Origin of the sequence: Amycolatopsis sp. lyj-108 (assembly GCF_046549005.1) — a bacterium.
GTDB lineage: Bacteria > Actinomycetota > Actinomycetes > Mycobacteriales > Pseudonocardiaceae > Amycolatopsis.
Genome location: NZ_JAJPWQ010000004.1, coordinates 48,845 through 66,458, shown reverse-complemented (window position 1 = coordinate 66,458; position 17,614 = coordinate 48,845). Strand labels below are relative to the sequence as shown.

At 69.0% G+C, this 17,614-nt stretch carries 14 protein-coding genes; 4 read left to right on the top strand and 10 right to left on the bottom strand.

Annotated features, from left to right (window positions below; all coding sequences use genetic code 11):
* Window positions 1-142: 142 nt before the first annotated feature.
* From ACLJO0_RS16310 to ACLJO0_RS16270, 9 genes are all read right to left on the bottom strand, one after another.
* Window positions 143-1,681, bottom strand: a complete 1,539-nt coding sequence (locus tag ACLJO0_RS16310; protein ID WP_410579365.1) for an amino acid adenylation domain-containing protein — start codon at window positions 1,679-1,681, stop codon at window positions 143-145.
* Window positions 1,678-2,967, bottom strand: a complete 1,290-nt coding sequence (locus ACLJO0_RS16305; protein ID WP_410579364.1) for an MFS transporter — start codon at window positions 2,965-2,967, stop codon at window positions 1,678-1,680. The genes ACLJO0_RS16310 and ACLJO0_RS16305 overlap by 4 nt, the downstream gene beginning before the upstream one ends.
* A gap of 13 nt (window positions 2,968-2,980) precedes the next feature.
* Window positions 2,981-5,398 (bottom strand): condensation domain-containing protein, encoded by a 2,418-nt coding sequence (locus tag ACLJO0_RS16300; RefSeq protein ID WP_410579363.1) that lies wholly within the window; start codon window positions 5,396-5,398, stop codon window positions 2,981-2,983.
* Between the two features lie 20 nt (window positions 5,399-5,418).
* Window positions 5,419-6,975: an amino acid adenylation domain-containing protein gene (locus tag ACLJO0_RS16295; protein ID WP_410579362.1), complete on the bottom strand. Its 1,557-nt coding sequence runs from the start codon at window positions 6,973-6,975 to the stop codon at window positions 5,419-5,421.
* Entirely contained in the window at window positions 6,972-7,220 is a 249-nt protein-coding gene (locus tag ACLJO0_RS16290) for a phosphopantetheine-binding protein (RefSeq protein WP_410579361.1), read from the bottom strand. The genes ACLJO0_RS16295 and ACLJO0_RS16290 overlap by 4 nt, the downstream gene beginning before the upstream one ends.
* A gap of 95 nt (window positions 7,221-7,315) precedes the next feature.
* Window positions 7,316-8,542, bottom strand: a complete 1,227-nt coding sequence (locus ACLJO0_RS16285) for an amidohydrolase family protein (protein ID WP_410579360.1) — start codon at window positions 8,540-8,542, stop codon at window positions 7,316-7,318.
* An 85-nt stretch (window positions 8,543-8,627) separates the two neighbouring features.
* Window positions 8,628-8,990 carry a hypothetical protein gene (locus ACLJO0_RS16280; protein ID WP_410579359.1) on the bottom strand — a complete coding sequence of 121 codons (363 nt, stop codon included), beginning with the start codon at window positions 8,988-8,990 and terminating at the stop codon, window positions 8,628-8,630.
* 336 nt (window positions 8,991-9,326) lie between these two features.
* Window positions 9,327-10,553 carry a cytochrome P450 family protein gene (locus tag ACLJO0_RS16275; protein ID WP_410579358.1) on the bottom strand — a complete coding sequence of 409 codons (1,227 nt, stop codon included), beginning with the start codon at window positions 10,551-10,553 and terminating at the stop codon, window positions 9,327-9,329.
* Window positions 10,554-10,607: 54 nt separating this feature from the next.
* Window positions 10,608-10,844, bottom strand: coding sequence for a ferredoxin (locus ACLJO0_RS16270; RefSeq protein WP_125795773.1), 237 nt, complete (start codon window positions 10,842-10,844; stop codon window positions 10,608-10,610).
* 307 nt (window positions 10,845-11,151) lie between these two features.
* Between ACLJO0_RS16270 and ACLJO0_RS16265 the strand changes: the two genes are divergently transcribed.
* Complete coding sequence (locus ACLJO0_RS16265; RefSeq protein ID WP_410579357.1) at window positions 11,152-13,470, top strand: immune inhibitor A domain-containing protein; 2,319 nt, start codon at window positions 11,152-11,154, stop codon at window positions 13,468-13,470.
* 9 nt (window positions 13,471-13,479) lie between these two features.
* Here the strand turns inward: ACLJO0_RS16265 and ACLJO0_RS16260 are convergent, their stop codons facing one another.
* Window positions 13,480-13,728, bottom strand: a complete 249-nt coding sequence (locus ACLJO0_RS16260) for a DUF1272 domain-containing protein (RefSeq protein ID WP_410579356.1) — start codon at window positions 13,726-13,728, stop codon at window positions 13,480-13,482.
* 114 nt (window positions 13,729-13,842) lie between these two features.
* On the opposite strand from ACLJO0_RS16260, the gene ACLJO0_RS16255 reads away from it, so the two are divergent.
* Genes ACLJO0_RS16255 through ACLJO0_RS16245 form a run of 3 tightly spaced genes read left to right on the top strand, consistent with a single transcriptional unit; the run spans window position 13,843 to window position 17,614 of the window.
* On the top strand, window positions 13,843-14,433 hold the full coding sequence (locus ACLJO0_RS16255) for a 2Fe-2S iron-sulfur cluster-binding protein (RefSeq protein ID WP_410579877.1): 591 nt from the start codon (window positions 13,843-13,845) through the stop codon (window positions 14,431-14,433).
* Window positions 14,433-15,413 (top strand): FAD binding domain-containing protein, encoded by a 981-nt coding sequence (locus ACLJO0_RS16250; RefSeq protein ID WP_410579355.1) that lies wholly within the window; start codon window positions 14,433-14,435, stop codon window positions 15,411-15,413. Before ACLJO0_RS16255 ends, ACLJO0_RS16250 begins: the two co-directional genes overlap by 1 nt.
* Window positions 15,410-17,614: a xanthine dehydrogenase family protein molybdopterin-binding subunit gene (locus ACLJO0_RS16245; RefSeq protein ID WP_410579354.1), complete on the top strand. Its 2,205-nt coding sequence runs from the start codon at window positions 15,410-15,412 to the stop codon at window positions 17,612-17,614. The genes ACLJO0_RS16250 and ACLJO0_RS16245 overlap by 4 nt, the downstream gene beginning before the upstream one ends.

Sequence of the window (17,614 nt, the reverse complement as noted above, 5' to 3'; positions counted from 1 at the left end):
CGTCCCCAAGCACCAGCGCAGCTCGGCACAAGGTCGTGAGGGCCTCCTTCCCTACCCTGAAGGTAGTGAAGGAGGCCCTCACGGACTTCCGAGCGGGTAACGAGCGGGGCGGGGAACGCAATTAGGTGCCGAAACGCGGAGGTCACCGCGCGGCGTCGGTCACCTCCGCGGCGAGGCGGCGACGGTCGATCTTGCCGCTCGCGTTGACGGGCAGGACGTCGACGTGGTGCACGGCGGCCGGGACCATGTACTCGGGGAGGCGGCGAGCGATGGCGGCGGTCAGTTCGCCCGCGTCGACAGGGTCGCCGGTGTGCAGCGCATGCAGCACGGTCTGCCCGCGCGACGGCACGGCGATCACCACGGCGTCCCGCACTCCCGGATGCTTCCGCAGCACGGCCTCGATCTCGCCCAGTTCGATACGGTAACCGCGGATCTTGACCTGATCGTCCAACCGTCCGATGTGGACGAGTTCGCCGTGTTCCCGCCGGACCCGGTCTCCGGTGCGGTACCAATCGCCGTCGCGCGGCGCGCCATCGGCCACGACGAACGACGTCTCGCCGCGGAAGAACCGGCCGTGGTCGTCGGCGGGGTCGAGGTAGCCGTCGAAGCGCTGTCCGCCGCGGACGCACAGCTCGCCGTCCTCGCCCGCGCGGCCGTCCTCGGTGACCAGCACCGCGTCGAGCGCGTCGTGCACCCGGCCGATCGGCACGGTGCCGTTCGAGGTGTCCGGCCACGACCCGGGATCGGCGGGCAGCCGGTACGCGGTGACCGTGACGGTGAGCTCGGTGGGACCGTAGGCGTTCTCCAGCACGCTGTTCGGCGCCGCGGCGGCCCAGGCCCTTGCCTGATCCACGGTCAGCTGTTCGCCGGCGAAAACGCTCCAGCGCAGCTCCGGCATCGCGCCGGGGCGCAGCCCGCGCAGCCGACCGGCGAGCGAGACCACTGACGGCACCGAGTACCAGTGGGTGATCCGCTTGCCGGTGACGAACCGGGCCGGGGTGAGCACCTCCGCGTCGGAGGGCACCACCAGGGTCGCCCCGGTGCTCCACGCGACGAACAGGTCGAACACCGAGGGGTCGAAGGTCAGGTCGAAGGTCTGGGAGAGCCGGCAGCCGGGCGCGACCGCGTAACGCTCGACGCAGTGCGCCAGGTAGCCCGCCACGTTGCGGTGCCGGATCGGCACGCCCTTGGGGGTTCCGGTCGAGCCGGACGTGAACAGCAGGTACGCCACGGCGTCGGGATCGCCTTCGTAGGGCGGGTTCCACGGCTCGGGCAGCCGCTCGGGCCAATCGCCGAGCAGGGGCAGCGCGACGGCGCCCGTGCCGTCCACCACCTCCGCCGCGCCCGCCTCGTCGACCACGACCACGTCCACCCCGGCCGCCGCGCAGATCGTCCGGTTGCGGTCGGCCGGGAACTTCGGGTTGAGCGGGACGACGACCGCACCGAGCCGTAGCGCCGCGAGATAACCGGCGTAGGTGGCGAGGCTGCGGGCGGCCAGCAGCCCGACCGCGTGCGGGCGCCTTCCCGCCGCCCGCACCAGCCCGGCCGCCAGCCTGTCCACGAGCAGCCGGAGTTCGCTGTAACTCAGCGCGTCCTCACGGACCTCGATGGCCGTCGCATCAGGGCATCTCCGGACGGTGTCGAGGAACCAGCCGTACATCGTCCCTTGTGGATCGATCACTTGCCGCCACTTTCCCCGGCCGGGGTGTCGACCTCGGCGATCGCGGCAGCCGTGATCACCCGCAGGAAGGGGTAGATCATCAGCAGGCAGACGACCGCGAAGACCCCGAACGCGACCTGAAAGCCGAACAGCTCCGCGAGACCGCCCGCGATCGCCGCAGACACCGGGAGCATGCCCCAGGACAGCAGCCTGCTCGCCGCGCTGAACCGGCCCAGCAGCTCGTTGGGCACCAGAGACTGGCTGATCACCCGGGAGTTCACCGTCCACATCGTCCCGCCGACGCCCGCGAAGAACGCGGCGACACCGACCGGCCAGACACTGGCGGGCGCGCCGGGCACCACCGCGGGTACCCCGACCAGCAGCACCGTGCCGATGATGTCGACGAACATCGCCCAGCGTCTGCCGATCAACCGGTTGACCGGGCCGACCAGGACCGTGCCGAGCACTCCACCGGCGCCGAGGCTGGTCAGCAGGAATCCGTACTGCGCGGGCGTGAGACCGAGTGGCCCGCCGACCGCGTACGCCGGGATGAGCGCGTACCACGCGGCCCAGCAGCCCGCCATACCCGTGATCAGCGCGGCCATAGTCCGCAGCAACCGGTGCTGCCACAGGAACGACAGACCTTCGCGGATCTCCACCCTTGCCGGACGGCGCTCCTTGGCCTGCTTCACCGCGAAGTCGCCGACCAGCATGGTCAGCAGCACCGCGCCGAACAGGTACACCGCGCCGCTCGCGCCCAGCGCCACGGCGAATCCGGCGGCGACGAGGAATCCGCCGATCGGCGCGCCCACGAAACTGAACGTGACGTATTCGGTCGCGGTGAGCCGCGCGTTCAGCGACTGCCATCGGCTCTTCGGCGTCACCGTCGGGATGATCGACATCGCGGACAGCTGCGCGACCACCTCGGCGACACCCAGTACCAGTGCCACGGCGAGGATCAGCGGCAGGTTGACGAAGCCCACCGCGACCGCGGTGAGCATCACCGCCATCGCGGCCATCCTGGCGAATTCGGCCCCCACCATCAGCGAGCGCCGGTTCTTGCGGTCCACCAGCACACCGATGTGCAGTGCGGTGATCAGCCACGGCAGGGTCAGCATGATCGCCACCGCGGCGATCAACGCCGGTGAATCGGTGACCGTGGTGGCCAGCAACGGAAGCGCCACCCGCATCACGGCGTCCGCGGTGTTGGTCGTCCCGGTGAACGAGATCAGCAGCCACTCGTTGCGCCGCTGCGACGGCCGGGGCTCGATCGCGACGGCGGGAACGGTCGAGGGTCGCTCGGACACAGCTCCTCCAAGTTCACACTGATTGTGTTGCGGTGGCGCGAAGTCGCACGATTTCGCCGGCGATCTCCGCGATCACCGGGGCTCGGAGGATGCCGTAGTGGTCGGCCTCGACCCGGACCAGGCGCGGCGGTGCGGTGAACTGCGTCGCCCACTGGTCCACCTGGTGCTCGGCCAGCTCCGCCCGGACGAGCAGCGCGGGAGCCGCGAGCGGCCGTTCGTTGAGGTACGAGCCGACCGCATCGGTGTGCCGGTTGAACGTCGTCCAGCGCTCGAGGAGCATCGGCACCGACACCGGTTGCCCGCTCGCCGTGGCCAGCCGGGCGGCCAGCACCCGCATCGCCAGCTCGGGATCCCCCGGCGTGGTCCGGGCAGGCGTGCCGTCGAGGGTCGCGCCGAACGTCGCGGCCATGTTCTCGGAGAAGACCTCGTACACCACGGCGTCCCGCACCTCGGGGGCGATGCCGTGCCGGACCGGTGGTGTCGAGTCGAGCAGCACCACCGGCGGCGGGGCGCCCCGGCCGGTCGCCGCCATCTCGAACGCGATCTGCCCGCCCATCGACCAGCCACCGAGCAGATGGGGGCGCAGCTCCTCGGCATCGAGATCGGCGCGGAACTTCGCCGCCATCGCCGGTATCGAGTCCAGCGGCGTGCGTTCCTGCGACGCCGTGACCAGCCAGTCCGGCGGAAGTTCGGCCACCAGCTCGTGGTAGTCCCGCACGCTGCCGCCCGCGCCGGGCAGCAGATGCAGATGCGGGCCACCGCCTTCCCGCAGGACGACCAGAGTGCTGCCGTCGTCGGCGCCGGAGCCGCCGTCGAGCTGCTCGGCCGCCCGCCGCGGGGTCGGCTCGGTGAGCCACCCGGTGATGTCCAGCGTCACGCCGCTTTCGGACTCGATGGCCGAGGCGAACTGGACGACCTTGAGCGACCGGCCACCGGTGGCGAAGAAGTCTTCATCCGCTCCGGTCGGCGGAGTGCCGAGCACCTCCGTCCAGACCCTGCGGACCTGGTCGAGCGCCGCGGACTCAGGCATCTCCGTGGTGTCCGGTTCGGCCGTCGTGATGGTGTGTTCCAGATAGGCGGGCGCGGTCCTGGAGCCGACCTCGATGGTGCCCACCGGCAGCTCCGGATCCAGGCCACCCTCCGCGAGGACCCGGTCGATGTCCTGGAACAGGCGCCGCGCCGTCGAGTGGTCGAACCGGCCGACGTTGTACTCGGACTCGACGACGTACTCGCCCTCGACGTCGAACACCCCGAACCCGAGGTCGGTGCGGGCGGCTCGGTTCGGCGCGCGTTGCAGCTTCAGCGAGACGTCGCCGAGACGCAGCCCGACACCGATCGATCCGTACCAGGTGACCAGGAGCGGGATCGCGTCCCGCAGCCTGGCCTGCGCCGATTCGGTGAGTGCGCCGTACACCAGGGAGAACGGCACGGTCTGATGGGCGAGGCTGTCCCACATGCCGTCACGGACCTGCTCGACCACGGTGCCGAACGAGTCGCCGTCCTCGATGACGGTCCTGGTCACCAGGACGTTGGCCAGATACCCGACCAGCGCCTGGTCCTGTGGCGTCATACGGTTGGCGCTGACCAGGCCCGTGCACACCTCCGGTCCGGCGCCGCCACGGGCGAGCACCGTCTGGAACGCGGCGAACAGCACGCTGAACGGTGTGGTGAAGTACCGCTTCGCGAGTTCGCCGATGCCGTCGACGGCCTCCTTGCTGAAGACGAACCGCACCATCCCGCCCTTGTTGCCGGTTCCGGTGTAGGTGTGCCGGTCGGCGACCAGGGTCGTGGTCACCGCGCCGTCGAGCTTCTCTCGCCAGTACTTCAGGCTCGCGTCCCAGCGGCCGTCGGTGCGGGCCGCGTTCGAGGCGAGGATGTGCTCCCGGAACGACACCGGGGGCTCGGCGCCGAAATCCGGCTCCTCACCCGCGACAGCCGCCGCGTACGCCTTGGCGAAGTCGTCCATCAGCAGCTGCATCCCCCATCCGTCGACGAGAGCGTGGTGGACGGTGACCAGCAACTCGTGCTGATCTCCGACGGTCACCGCCACCAGCCGTGCCGCCGGCGCGACGTCCAGCGCGAGCGGCCGCTCCTGGATCTCCCCCGCGATCGACCTGAGCAGGGGCTCCACCGGCACGGAGCCGGGATCCTCGATCGCGATCCACTGCGGTTCGACGTCGACATGGTCCACAATGGACACCATGATCGCGCCGTCACGGTGGTGCAGGCTCGCGCGCATCGCCTCGTAGCGGTCCACCACGGCCTGCCAGGCGACCCGCAGGGCGTCGAAGTCCAGCGGCCGGTCGGCCTTCAGCGGCCAGGTCTGGTTGTAGACGGACTTGTTCCTGGCCCTCTGATGGATCCACCACAGCATCTCCATGAGGGCACTGGCCGGGAACATGCCGGTGTCCGTCGCGACGGGAGCGTTCAACGGGAATTCCTTTCCGGTGTTCAGCGGACGATCGGCAGGATCTCTTCGGTCAACCCTTTGCGATCGACCTTCCCGTTGGCGGCCAACGGGATGCTGTCGCGCTGGTGGTAACCCCTCGGGCGCATGTAGACCGGGAGGTCCTCGAGCAGGCGGACGAACTCCTTCTCGTCAACGGGATCGCCCGCGTAGACGGCGTGCAGGTCCACCTCGCCGTCGGCGGCGGCGAGCGCCACCACGACCACCTCGGCGATCGACGGATGCCGTCGCAGCGCCGACTCGATCTCGCCCAGTTCGACCCGGTTGCCCCGGACCTTGATCTGGTCGTCGACGCGGCCGAGATGGACCAGCTCACCGCTCTCGCGGCGCACCCGGTCACCGGTGCGGTACCAATGCCCGGGGGTCAGCGGCTCGGCACCGTCGTAGACCGTGCCCTGCTCGCCATCGAAAGCCAGGAAGCGCCCGGCGTTGTCGTCGGAGTCCAGGTAGCCGGGGAAGCGCTGCGGGCCGCGCACGCACAGCTCGCCGTCCTCGCATTCCCGGAGTTCCTCGTCGAGCAGGACATAGTCCAGATGCGGGAAGAGCTCACCGATCGGCATGGAACGGTTCGAGGTGACCGGCCAGTCGGCGCGCGCGGCAGGCACCTCGTATCCGGTGCAGATGACGGTCAGTTCCGTCGGCCCGTAGCAGTTGTGGATGGTCGCGTTGGGTGCGGCGGCCCGCCACACCTCGACCTGTTCGAGGTTCAGCGGTTCGCCGCCGAACATCCCCCGGCGCAGGTTGGGCATACTGCCCGGGGCGAGGGCCCGCAGCCTGCGTGCGAACGAGATGATCGACGGCACCGAAAGCCAGTGCGTGAGCCGCTTCTCGTTGACGAAGCGCACCGGCGCGAACACTTCGCTGTGCTGCGGGACGCACAACGTCGCGCCGGTCCCCCAGGTGGCGAAGAGCTCGACGATCGAACCGTCGAAGAAAAGCTCGAAGGTCTGTGAAACCCGGCAGTCGTCGGTGAAGCCGAACCGGCGGATGTTGTCCTCCAGCAACGAGGACACACATTCGTGCGTCACCGGCACGCCTTTCGGGCTCCCCGTCGAGCCGGAGGTGTAGATGATGTAGGCGACGTCCCCGTCGCCGGAACCGATCTCGGGCAGCGGCTCGTCGCCGTCCAACAGGCCACGCCACCGGTCACCGGTCAGGTCGACGATCGGGATACCCGACTGCCGCGGGTACTCCGGCAGCTGCTTGGCGGAAGTGTCGTCGACGATCGTCACGTCCAGGCCCGCGTCCTTGGTGATCGCCAGGTTCCTCGCGACCGGCGCGCCCTGGTTGAGCGGCACCACGGCCGCGCCGACCCGCTGGATCGCCAGGTAGCCCACGTAGCTCGCGAGGCTGCGCGAGGTCAGCAGGCCGACCCGGTCCGGTCGTCTGCCCGCGGCCGACACCAGGCGCACCGCCATCCGCTCGACGGCGGCCCGCAGTTCGTCGTAGGTCAACGTGAGCTCGGCGACCTCGATCGCCGTCGAGGAACCGTGAACCGCCACCGAATCGTCGAACCAGTCGAAGAGTCTGCGGGTCGTCATCGCCCGCCCCCGTCCTGGCCGGCGGCGGCCAGATCGGCCAGCCAGCGCTTCAGATCGGCGACCGTGTGCAGATCGACCAGCCGGGTGGCGTCGATCTCAGCGTCGTCGTCACCCGCCACGTCGACCGCGAGACGCAGCAAGGCCAGCGATTCCAGCCCCGCGTCGAGCAAGGGCGTCGAGTCGTCGAAGGTGAAGGTCGCATATCGCGTGATGATGGCGTCGAAATCGACAATCGTGTCACTCATGGGCATTTCTCCATGGAGCCGGGGCTTCGTCACCGAGACCATCGCCGCCGCGGTTGTTCTCTCGATGTACTCGGGTTCTACGGCCGTTGTTGCCTTCACTTCACCTGACGGCCGGACTTCCAGACGTCGGTCACGTGGGCCGGATCGGCGAGGACGTCGATGTCCAGCACCGGGTCCGCGTCCAGCAGGAGCACGTCCGCGTCGTAGCCGGCCAGCAGCTGCCCGGAGCGCGGCGCCTGCGGTCCGAGGGTGGCGGGTGCGGTGGCCGTGGCCATCTCGATCGCCTCCAGCGGGGTGGCACCGCTCTTCACCATCAGCGAAAGCTCGATACCGCCCTTCCCCCATTGGGTCGGCCGATCGGGGCCGGTCATGGCGAGGTCGGTGCCCAGCGCGATGGTGACACCCGCCTCGCGGGCCAAGGCGATCGCGTCGAGATGCCGCCCGGCCACCTCTTCCAGCTTTCGCTTGGCGTAGGCGGGAAGCAGATCGCTGGTGAGCAGCAGGTGCATGATCGTGCGGGTGGGCACCAGGATCGCGCCGGTCTCGCGCATCGCCGCGGCGGCTTCCTCGTCGAGATAGGTGCCGTGCTCGATGGTGTGCACACCCGCCTTCAGCGCGGCCATGATGCCCGCCTTGCCGTGGCAGTGCGCCGCGACCACCCGCTCGGCCTGTCCCGCCACCTCGACGATCGCGGCCAGTTCGGCGTCGGTGAACTGCTGATGGTGCGGATGGTCCACTTCGGACAGAACCCCGCCGGAGGCGAACACCTTGATCAGCTTCGCGTTGTTGCGCAGCTGCTCACGGGCGGCCCGCGCGCACTCGGCGGGTCCGTCGGCAAGCCGCAGCTCGCCGCCGAGGTGGCCGAAGTCGTTGATCCACGAGACAGGGAAGCCGTGCACGTCGCCGTGTCCACCGGTGGTCGACAAGGCCGTGCCCGCGCTGTAGATCGTCGGTCCCTCGATGGTGCCCTCGGCGACCGCGCGGACCAAGTGGATGCCGAGACCGCCGACCTCGCGGATGGAGGTGAAGCCCGAGTCGAGGCAGGCCCGCAGGTCCGACACACACCGAGCCGACCGCAAGGCGATCGGCTCGTGCATCAGATCGTGCAGGTCCGCGCTGCGCAGGCCCATGAAATGCCCGTGACAGTCCCACATTCCGGGCATCACGGTATGCCCGCGGGTGACGTCGGCGCCGGGTGTGGCCGGCGCCTCGTCACGCGGACCGGCGTAGCGGATCCGGTCGCCCTCGACGATCACGACACCGTCCGTGATCGGCGTGCCGCGTCCGGGAATCAGTTGGGAGGCTTCGATGCGTTGCTGCATGCGGGCCAGAGAAGCAGACCGCGGCCGGTCCGGTCACGCGGCGACGATTGCGCACCGCGGATCGCCGCTCGCGGAAATATGATCGTCAGGCACGGGTGAAGGTCATGATCCAGTTGACCTCCCAGCTCTCACCGTCGTCGATCGAGAAGGCCTGTTCCCAGCGGGCCGAATTCTCGGTGACGTCCGACCAGATGAACCGGACCCGCACGGGCGTTTCACCCTCGGTGTCCTCGCCGTAGAAGACGCCGCGCCCGTCGGTGAACTCGCCGATGACAGGCGGGAAGAGCCGTCCGACGTCGCTGCTCGACCAGTTCAGCGACCACTTCCGGGCCACTGGGTCGAACAACCGCAGGGTCAGTCCCCGCACACCGTCGGGAAAAACGATTTCGTCGACATTCGCCTTTCCTTCGAAAAGGCTCCAACTCTTCGCGGGTGCCGTGAATTCCACCCAATCGTCGCTACCGGCAAGCCGCTTTGTCAGACGGCGGTTGAGGACATTCCACGAGCCTACGAGGAAATCGAATTCGCCCATGCCGAAACGGTATCACGCGATCAGGAGGCATCCGTGCCCGTCGAAGACGCCGATGCCCCGCGGCGAAGGCTTGTCGGGCCTTCGCCGCGGGGCGGGTCTTGCGTTCGCGGTCCCCCTCCCGGTGACTGTGTGGATTTCTGGTCATCCAACGCACCAAAATCCACACAGTCAGCCCGCCGGGAACGCGACACCAAAGGTCCCCCGCTCTCTTTCCGCAGGTCAGCACGCCAAGCGATACTCACAGGACACGGCCTAGCCGTGCAGGGATACCGGCAGCGAGACGAGGCCGTGCATGATCGTGCTGGTCTTCCACCGGAGCTGCTCCGGTCCCGCCGCCAGCGCGAGGTCGGGGAACCGTTCCAGCAACCCGCCGATGCCGATCTCCACCTGCAGACGGCCCAGGGGTGCGCCCGCGCAGTAGTGGATGCCATGACCGAAGGCGAGGTGACTGCCGAGCCCGCGGGTGATGTCCAGGCTGTCCGCGTGCTCGAACTTCTCCGCGTCGCGGTTCGCCGAACCCAGTGCCACCACCACGATCTCGCCGGCGGGAATGGTGACACCGTCCAGCGCGATGTCCTCGGTGGTGAAGCGGAACGTCGCCAGGCTGACCGAACCCTCGTACCGCAGCAGTTCCTCGACCGCGGCGGGAAGCAACGCCGGATCCGCCCGTAGCCTGGCGAGCTGGTCCGGATGGCGGAGCAAGGCGTACACCCCGTTGCCGAGCATGCTCAACGTGGTGTCGTGCCCGGCCACCACGAGCAGGAAGACCATCGCCACCAGCTCGTCCTTGCTGAGTCTGTCCCCCTCCTCGGTGGCCAGTACCAGCGCGCTGAACATGTCGTCGCCGGGATCGGCGAGTTTCGCGTCGATCAGGTCCTCGGTGAAACTGGCCACCGCCGCCGACGCCGTGGCTACCTCGTCCGGCGTGTGGTTCGCCCCGACGAGCGTGTTCGTCCAGGCACGGAAGACCTCGCGATTCTCGGGCGGCACGCCGAGCAGTTCGGCGAGGACCGTGATGGTCAGCGGGGCGGCCAGATCCTCGATCAGTTCCGCCTCCCGCGCGCCGGCCATCCGGTCGAGCAGTTCCTCGGTGATCTCCTCGATCCGCGGCCGCAGGAGCTTCACCCGGCGTTCGGTGAAGGCCTTGCCGACCAGTCTTCGCAATCTGACATGGTTCGGCGGATCGCTGTTGAGCATGTGCGCGGCCAGCTCGTCGTCGACCGCCGCGGGGGTATTGTCCGGCGACTCGGCGTGCCGGGCGAACAGCTCGTTGACCCGCCGTCCGTCCTTGCTGATCCGCGGATCGGCAAGCAGGGCGCGGGCGTCGCGGTAGCGGGTCACCATCCACACCTTGATGCCGTGTGGCATCAGCACTTCCCGGGGCGGGCCCGCTTCCCGCAACCGCGCGTACAACGTGTAGGAATCCTGGACGAAGTCGGCCGAGAGCCTTTCGACCTTCGTCGTTCGACGGCTTTGCATCAACATCCTCCACGCGTCCGGCGGGCCGGACACGGTGTCTTGGTCGAGCCACGGTCATTCGAGGGGCGCCAGTACCTCACCGGTCGCCACGTCCACGACGCGGATCGCCTCCCGTGGACAGGAGTCGGCCGCGGCGAGCACCTCCTCGTCGGCACCGATCTCGACGTCGACCGGCTGTGACCTGTCGTCGACGATCCGGAACCGGTGCGGAAGGTCTCCCACGCACACCCCGGAACCTATGCAGCGGTCCTGGTCCACGAGGATCCGCCAGCGGCGACCGCTCTCGGTCATGTCAGTCTCCTTGGAATCGAACGGCGCCTTCGAGCGCTCAACTGCCACTCCGGAACCAGTTGAACGAGGGAGCCGATCGTTCACGGGAACGTCTTGTGGCGCAAGGTGTTCTCTCGCTTGAGCGGGTTGTGAGTGGTAGTCAGGGTTAGAACGAGAAGAGGTCAAACTTGTCGTGTTCGTGGGCGGGGCCGGTGGTGGGCTGAAGGCTCCCTTCACTGCGTCTGATGCGGTGAAAGGAGCCTTCAGCTCCGGTCAGGTCCGAGGCAGAACCGTACTCACGAGTCAGTTCGAGAGGGGATCTCCTTTGTTGCGAAGACTTTGTGCCGCCCTGTGCGTCTCCACCCTGGTCGCCGGTTCGACGGCGGGCGCTCCGGCCGCGATCGCGGCACCCGCGGCCGCCGTCGAAGCCCGCGGCGGTGATGATCTGCCCGGCCCCGACGACGTGAAACGCAGGAAGCTGCGGCAGCAGGGGATCGCGGATGTGCTGAAGGGCAAGGAAGTCGCCGAGCGACGCGGCGCGAGCACCGTGGTCAGGACGGGCGGCCCCGTCGACGAGTACGTCGAGCTGGCCAGGGAATCGACCGACCGGATCTTCGTCGTACTCGCCGAGTTCGGCGACCAGCGGCATCCGTCCTACCCCGACGTCGACACCGATCCGGCCATCCCGGGCCCGGTCCGCTTCGACGGCCCGCGGCACAACCAGATCCCCGAGCCCGACCGGCGAACGAACAACACCACCATCTGGCAGCCGGACTACGACCGCCGCCATTACCAGGAGCTGTATTTCTCCACCGCTCCCGGTGCCGACTCGCTCGCCGCCTATTACCGGAAGCAGTCCTCAGGCAGATACTCGGTCGAGGGTATGGTCACCGACTGGACCACGGTGCCGTTCAACGAGGCCCGCTACGGACGGTCGAACGGTTTCCCGTGCGCCGGCGTCGTCTGCGCCAACTCCTTCGACCTGGTGACCGACGCCGTCAACGCCTGGTACGGCGGGGAACTCGCCGCCGGCCGGACACCGGCGCAGATCCGTGCGCAGCTCGCGACGTTCGACGTCTGGGATCGCGACGACTTCGACCGCGACGGCGACTTCAACGAACCGGACGGCTACCTCGACCACTTCCAGATCGTGCACTCCGGCGCCGACCAGGCCGACGCGGATCCCCTCCGCGGCGAGGACGCGATCTACAGCCACAGCGCCTACGCGTTCGCCAACACCACCGCCGGCCCGGACGGAAACCAGCGAGGCGGCACCCAGATAGGTGACAGCGGTATCTGGGTCGGCAACTACACCGTCCAGCCGGAGAACGGCGGTATCAGCGTGTTCTGCCGCGAGTTCGCGCACGACCTCGGCCTGCCCGACCTGTACGACACCAACGGTGGCGCGAACAACGTGAGCTGGTGGTCGCCGATGGCGCAGCAGCGCGTGTCCGGGCCCGGCGAGGTCATCGGCACCCGCATCAACGACCTGGACGCGTGGTCCAAGCTGCAGCTCGGCTGGCTGGACTACGAGGTCGTGGTGGCAGGCCAGACCCGCACCCTCGACCTCGGCCCGCACGAGTACAACTCGGCGAAGGCCCAGGCCGTCGTGGTCGTGCTGCCGGACAAGCCGAAGACGTTCCACCATGGACAGCCGTTCGCCGGTCCGAACCAGTGGTGGAGTACCAGGGGCAACAACCTGTCCACCACGATGACCCGTCCGCTCGACCTGACCGGCAAGACCTCGGCGTCACTGACACTCAAGGCCCGCTACGACATCCAGCCGGACTTCGACTTCCTCTACACGCAGGTGTCGACCGACGGCGGCGTCACGTGGACCGCGGTGGACGGCCTCGCCGCCGGCGTGCCGTTCCAGCGGGACTTCAGTGGGCTGCCGGCACTGTCGAGCACCACGGGAGGGAACTGGATCGACGTCAACGTGCCGCTCGACTCGATCGCGGGCAAGAAGGCCCTGCTCCGGTTCCAGTATCGGACCGACGGCGCTTTGGCACGGAGCGGGTTCTTCGCCGACGACATCACGATCACCGCGGACGGTGCGCCGTTGCTGACCGACGGAGCGGAGAACGGCGCGAACGGCTGGGCGCTCGACGGTTTCCGGACGGCGGCCGCCACCGAGACCCGCCTGTTCGACAACTTCTACCTCGCGTCGAACCGCACCTATGAGTCCTACGGCCGATATCTGCGCACGGGCCCCTACAACTTCGGATTCCCGGACAGACCCGCTTTCGTCGAGCATTTCCCGTATCAGAACGGATTGGTGGTGTCCTATTGGGACACGTCCGAAATGGACAACAACACCAGTGAGCACCTCGGCTCCGGGCTGATCCTCCCGATCGACGCGCATCCCGCGCCGATCTACAACATCGAAGGCGTGCCTTGGCGGTCCAGGATCGCCGGTTACGACATGCCGTTCTCGCTCCGCAAGGCGGATTCGTTCACCCTGCATGTCAACGGAAAGCCCAGCTACGTCCGCGGGCGGAACGCCGTGCCGCTGTTCGACGACACCGGGACGTTCCTGTTCCCCGACCAGCCGAACGCCGGAGTGATCCTCCCGGCGACCGGAACCACTATCCGGGTGCTGTCGCAGAGCGGTACGTCGATGCGGGTCCGCGTCGGGCACAAGTAGGGCGTGAAACTACCCCGCCGCTGCACAGGCCGCGTGCGGGTTGACCACTCGCAGCGGCGAGGGCGGGTGGCGTTCGAGCAGGGACTCGGGCCGGACGGGCCGGCGCACGAGCTCACCACCGCAGTTGGGGCAGACGCCGCCGAAGCGCCCTTCGGTGCACGCAGGACAGAAGGTGCACTCGAAGGTGCAGATGCGCGCGTCCGCTGCGGGCGGCAAATCTCGATCGCAACACTCGCAATTGGGTCTGAGCTCGAGCATGGCGCGAACTCTACCTGAGGCCGCTGTTCAGCTGAGCGATATCGGAACCGGACGAGATCCGTGAGACTCGGCCGCCGAGAGGTTACTGGAGGTTCAGTGCAGACCGATCAGAGCATGGACGACTCGAACGAGGGCAGAATCTCCCGTCGCGGCTTTCTGGGGCGGACCGCGACGGCGTCGGCGGTGCTGGCGGTCGGCGGGCAGCTCGCCGATCCTGAGGCGGCGGACGCCGGGGGAAGCGGCCTCGTCGACGTGGAGTTGCGGGTCAACGAGCGCGTGGAGCGGCTGCGGCTGGATCCACGGGTGACGTTGCTCGACGCGGTGCGTGACGAATTGCGGCTGACCGGCACGAAGAAGGGTTGCGACCGCGGTCAGTGCGGAGCGTGCACAGTGCACGTCGATGGACGGCGGGTGCTGTCCTGTCTGACCTTGGCGGGCTCCGTGACCGGAAAGCGGGTCACCACCATCGAGGGGCTGGCGCGGGGCGGCGAACTGCATCCCGTGCAGCAGGCGTTCCTCGATCACGACGGTTTCCAGTGCGGCTTCTGCACTTCCGGCCAGATCATGTCGGCGGTCGCCGTGCTCCGGGAAGGGCGTCCTCGCTCGGCCGAGCAGGTTCGGGAGCTCATGTCCGGCAACATCTGTCGCTGCGGCGCGTACGACGGCATCGTCGACGCGGTCCGGGCCGCGGGAGCGGCGGACTGATGCGGCCGTACGACTTCGCGATCACGCACAGCGTGGCCGAGGCGCTCGACCGCGCCGCCGCGACGGACTCGGCCTACCTGGCGGGCGGCACGACGCTGGTGGACCTGATGAAGCTCGAAGTGCTGACGCCGAGCCGGGTGGTGGACATCAACCGCTTGCCGCTGACCGGTGTGTGGACGGATCGGCATCGCCTGCACATCGCGGCCTTGGAGCGGATGAGCGACGTGGCCACGCATCCGGTGGTGACTTCGCGGTATCCGATGCTCTCCGAGGCGCTGCTCGCCGGAGCGTCGCCGCAGCTGCGGAATATGGCCAGCATCGGCGGGAATATGTTGCAACGCAGCAGATGCGGCTACTTCCGCGACACCTCGACGCCGTGCAACAAGCGGACGCCCGGCACCGGTTGCCCGGCGATCAAGGGCGCCAACCGAGCGCACGCCGTCCTGGGGACCAGTGACTCCTGTGTTTCCACCCATCCGAGCGATCTCGCGGTGGCCCTCGTGGCGCTGGACGCCTCGGTGCGGCTGACCGGCCGGGACGGTTCCCGAGACGTCCGGCTCGCCGAGTTCTACCGGCTGCCGGGCACCACCCCGCACCTCGAGAACGACCTACGACCAGGTGAACTGGTGACCGAGGTGACGGTGCCCCTGCTCGGCTGGGCGAACCGGTCGACCTACGTGAAAGTGCGGGACAGGTCCTCCTACGAGTTCGCGCTCGCCTCGGCAGCGGCGGCGGTGCTGGTCCGCGGCGGTGTCGTACGTGACGTGCGGCTCGCGGCGGGCGGGGTCGGCACCCGGCCATGGCGCTTGGCCGCGGTGGAGGACGCCTTGCGCGGCAAGCCACTGCGGCTCGACGTCGTCGAGAAGGCCGCCGCGCTGGCCACCGAAGGAGCCCGGCCGTTGGCCCACAACGGGTTCAAGGTGCCGCTGCTGCGACGCACCATCATCCGTGCCCTGATGAAGCTGGCGGACCGGACATGACCTCACTCTCCCGTGTCGAAGGACGGCTCAAGGTCACCGGGGCCGCCCGGTACTCCGCCGATTACCCGGTCGATGGCCTCGTCAACGGCTACCTGCTGCTCAGCACGGTGGGACGCGGCACGATCCGTGCCTTCGACGCGACCGCCGCGCTTCGCTCCCCTGGTGTGCTCGCCGTCTACAGTCACGCGAACCCGCTGCCCCTGTTCGGCGGTGCCGAATCCGGCATCGGCTACAACTGGCTTCCGTTGCGGGACGACCAGGTTCGCCACCACGGGCAGATCATCGGGCTGGTCGTCGCCGAAACCTTCGAGCAAGCCCGCGACGCCGCCGCCCTGGTCCGCGTCGACTACGCCGCCGTCCCGGCACGGACGTCGTTGCGAGACGGGATGCCCGGCGCCACCCAGCCGGACGACGTCAACGGCGAACCGGCGCAGCTCGACCTCCTCGCCGACGGCGTCGCGTCCATCGACGAAGCCCTCGGCGCGAGCCCGGTGGTCGTCACCGCCACCTACACCCAGCCGATCGAGTACCACAGCGCGATGGAGCCGCACGCCGCCATCGCGGTGTGGCGCGACGGCTACCTCACCCTTTACAGCGGAGCACAGGCTCCGCAGCTGTTCGCCGGGACGATCGCGGCCACGATCGGCGTGGATCCTTCCCGGGTACACCTGCTCAGTCCGCACGTCGGCGGCGGATTCGGCAACAAGATCCTCACCTGGGGGCACCCCGTGCTCGCCGCGGCCGCGGCCAAGGCACTCGGCCGCCCGGTGCGGATCGTGCTCACCAGGGAGCAGACCTTCGGCGTCACCGGCCACCGCTCGGCGATGTCCCAGACGGTCTCCCTCGGCGCCGACCGCGGCGGGCGCCTCGCCGCCGTCAAGCACGACGCCTACGCCAGTCTGTCGAGCGGCGGCGACGGTTTCCTCTACGAGGCGGCGCCGCACACCACGTCGCGGTACTTCTACGCCTCCCCCAACATCCATGTCGGACAACGCCTGGTGACGCTGGATGTCCCGCCCCAGACACCGATGCGGGCACCCGGGCCGGAAGCCGGCTCGTTCGCGCTGGAAACCGCCATGGACGAACTGGCGGTACGGCTCGGCCTCGACCCGGTCGAGTTACGCATGCGCAACTACGCCACCACCTACCCGGGACGTGGCGTGCCTTGGTCCGGCAAGCATCTCGACGAGTGCTACCGCGTCGGCGCCGAGGCGTTCGGCTGGTCCCGGCGTGCCGCGGTGCCCAGGTCGGTCGTCGACGGCGAATGGCTGGTCGGCACCGGGATGGCGACCGCGGCCTATCCGGCCTCGCGGTACCGCACCACGGGAAAGGTCCGGCTCCAGGCCGACGGCACCGCGGCGGTGTCCACCGCGACGTCAGATCTGGGCACCGGGATGTGGACGGTGCTGGCGATGGTCGGTGCCGACGCGCTCGGCATCCCGGTGGGCCGCGTCCGTTCCGCTCTCGGCGATTCCGCGCTGGCCGACAACCCCGGCGCGTTCGCCTCCGCGGGTACGGCGAGCTCCGCGCCGGCCGTCCACGCGGCGGCCCTGGCCGCGACGCGCGCGCTTCTCGAACTCGCCGTGACACACGAACGCTCCCCCTTCCACGGTCTGAGCCGGGACCAGGTCCGCTACGAACGCGGTGACGTCGTGGGGCCCAGGCGGCGAATCGCGTTCGGCACCCTGCTCGGCGTCGTCAATCTCGCCGGGATCGACGCGACGGAGACCACGGCGCTGGGGCCAGAGCGCGAGCGGTTCGCCTTCACCTCGTTCGGCGCGCACTTCTGCGAAATCGCGGTCAACCGGTGGACCGGAGAACCCCGTCTGCGCCGCGTGACGACGGTCATCGACGCCGGTGCCATCGTCAACGAGAAGACCGCGCGCGGCCAGATCACCGGCGGCGTGATCTTCGGCATCGGCCAGGCCCTCCTGGAGAACACGCACGTCGAACCGGACACCGGCCGCATCGCCAACGCGAACCTCGCCGACTACGCCCTTCCGGTGAGCACCGACGTCCCACCGATCGACGTTCGCTTCCTCAGCCACCCCGACACCGTCTTCAACCCACTCGGCGTTCGCGGGATCGGCGAGCTGGGCACCGTCGGTATCGCCGCCGCCATCGGCAACGCCGTCCACCACGCCACCGGGCGCCGCGTCCGCGACCTCCCCATCACCCTCGACAAACTGATGGAGACTTGA

Excerpts from the sequence above, each read along its gene's own strand:
- ACLJO0_RS16275 (WP_410579358.1), bottom strand. The coding sequence starts at position 10,553 with ATGCAAAGCCGTCGAACGACGAAGGTCGAAAGGCTCTCGGCCGACTTC.
- ACLJO0_RS16250 (WP_410579355.1), top strand. The coding sequence starts at position 14,433 with ATGCGGCCGTACGACTTCGCGATCACGCACAGCGTGGCCGAGGCGCTC.
- ACLJO0_RS16290 (WP_410579361.1), bottom strand. The coding sequence starts at position 7,220 with ATGAGTGACACGATTGTCGATTTCGACGCCATCATCACGCGATATGCG.
- ACLJO0_RS16270 (WP_125795773.1), bottom strand. The coding sequence starts at position 10,844 with ATGACCGAGAGCGGTCGCCGCTGGCGGATCCTCGTGGACCAGGACCGC.
- ACLJO0_RS16260 (WP_410579356.1), bottom strand. The coding sequence starts at position 13,728 with ATGCTCGAGCTCAGACCCAATTGCGAGTGTTGCGATCGAGATTTGCCG.
- ACLJO0_RS16285 (WP_410579360.1), bottom strand. The coding sequence starts at position 8,542 with ATGCAGCAACGCATCGAAGCCTCCCAACTGATTCCCGGACGCGGCACG.
- ACLJO0_RS16295 (WP_410579362.1), bottom strand. The coding sequence starts at position 6,975 with ATGACGACCCGCAGACTCTTCGACTGGTTCGACGATTCGGTGGCGGTT.
- ACLJO0_RS16245 (WP_410579354.1), top strand. The coding sequence starts at position 15,410 with ATGACCTCACTCTCCCGTGTCGAAGGACGGCTCAAGGTCACCGGGGCC.
- ACLJO0_RS16255 (WP_410579877.1), top strand. The coding sequence starts at position 13,843 with ATGGACGACTCGAACGAGGGCAGAATCTCCCGTCGCGGCTTTCTGGGG.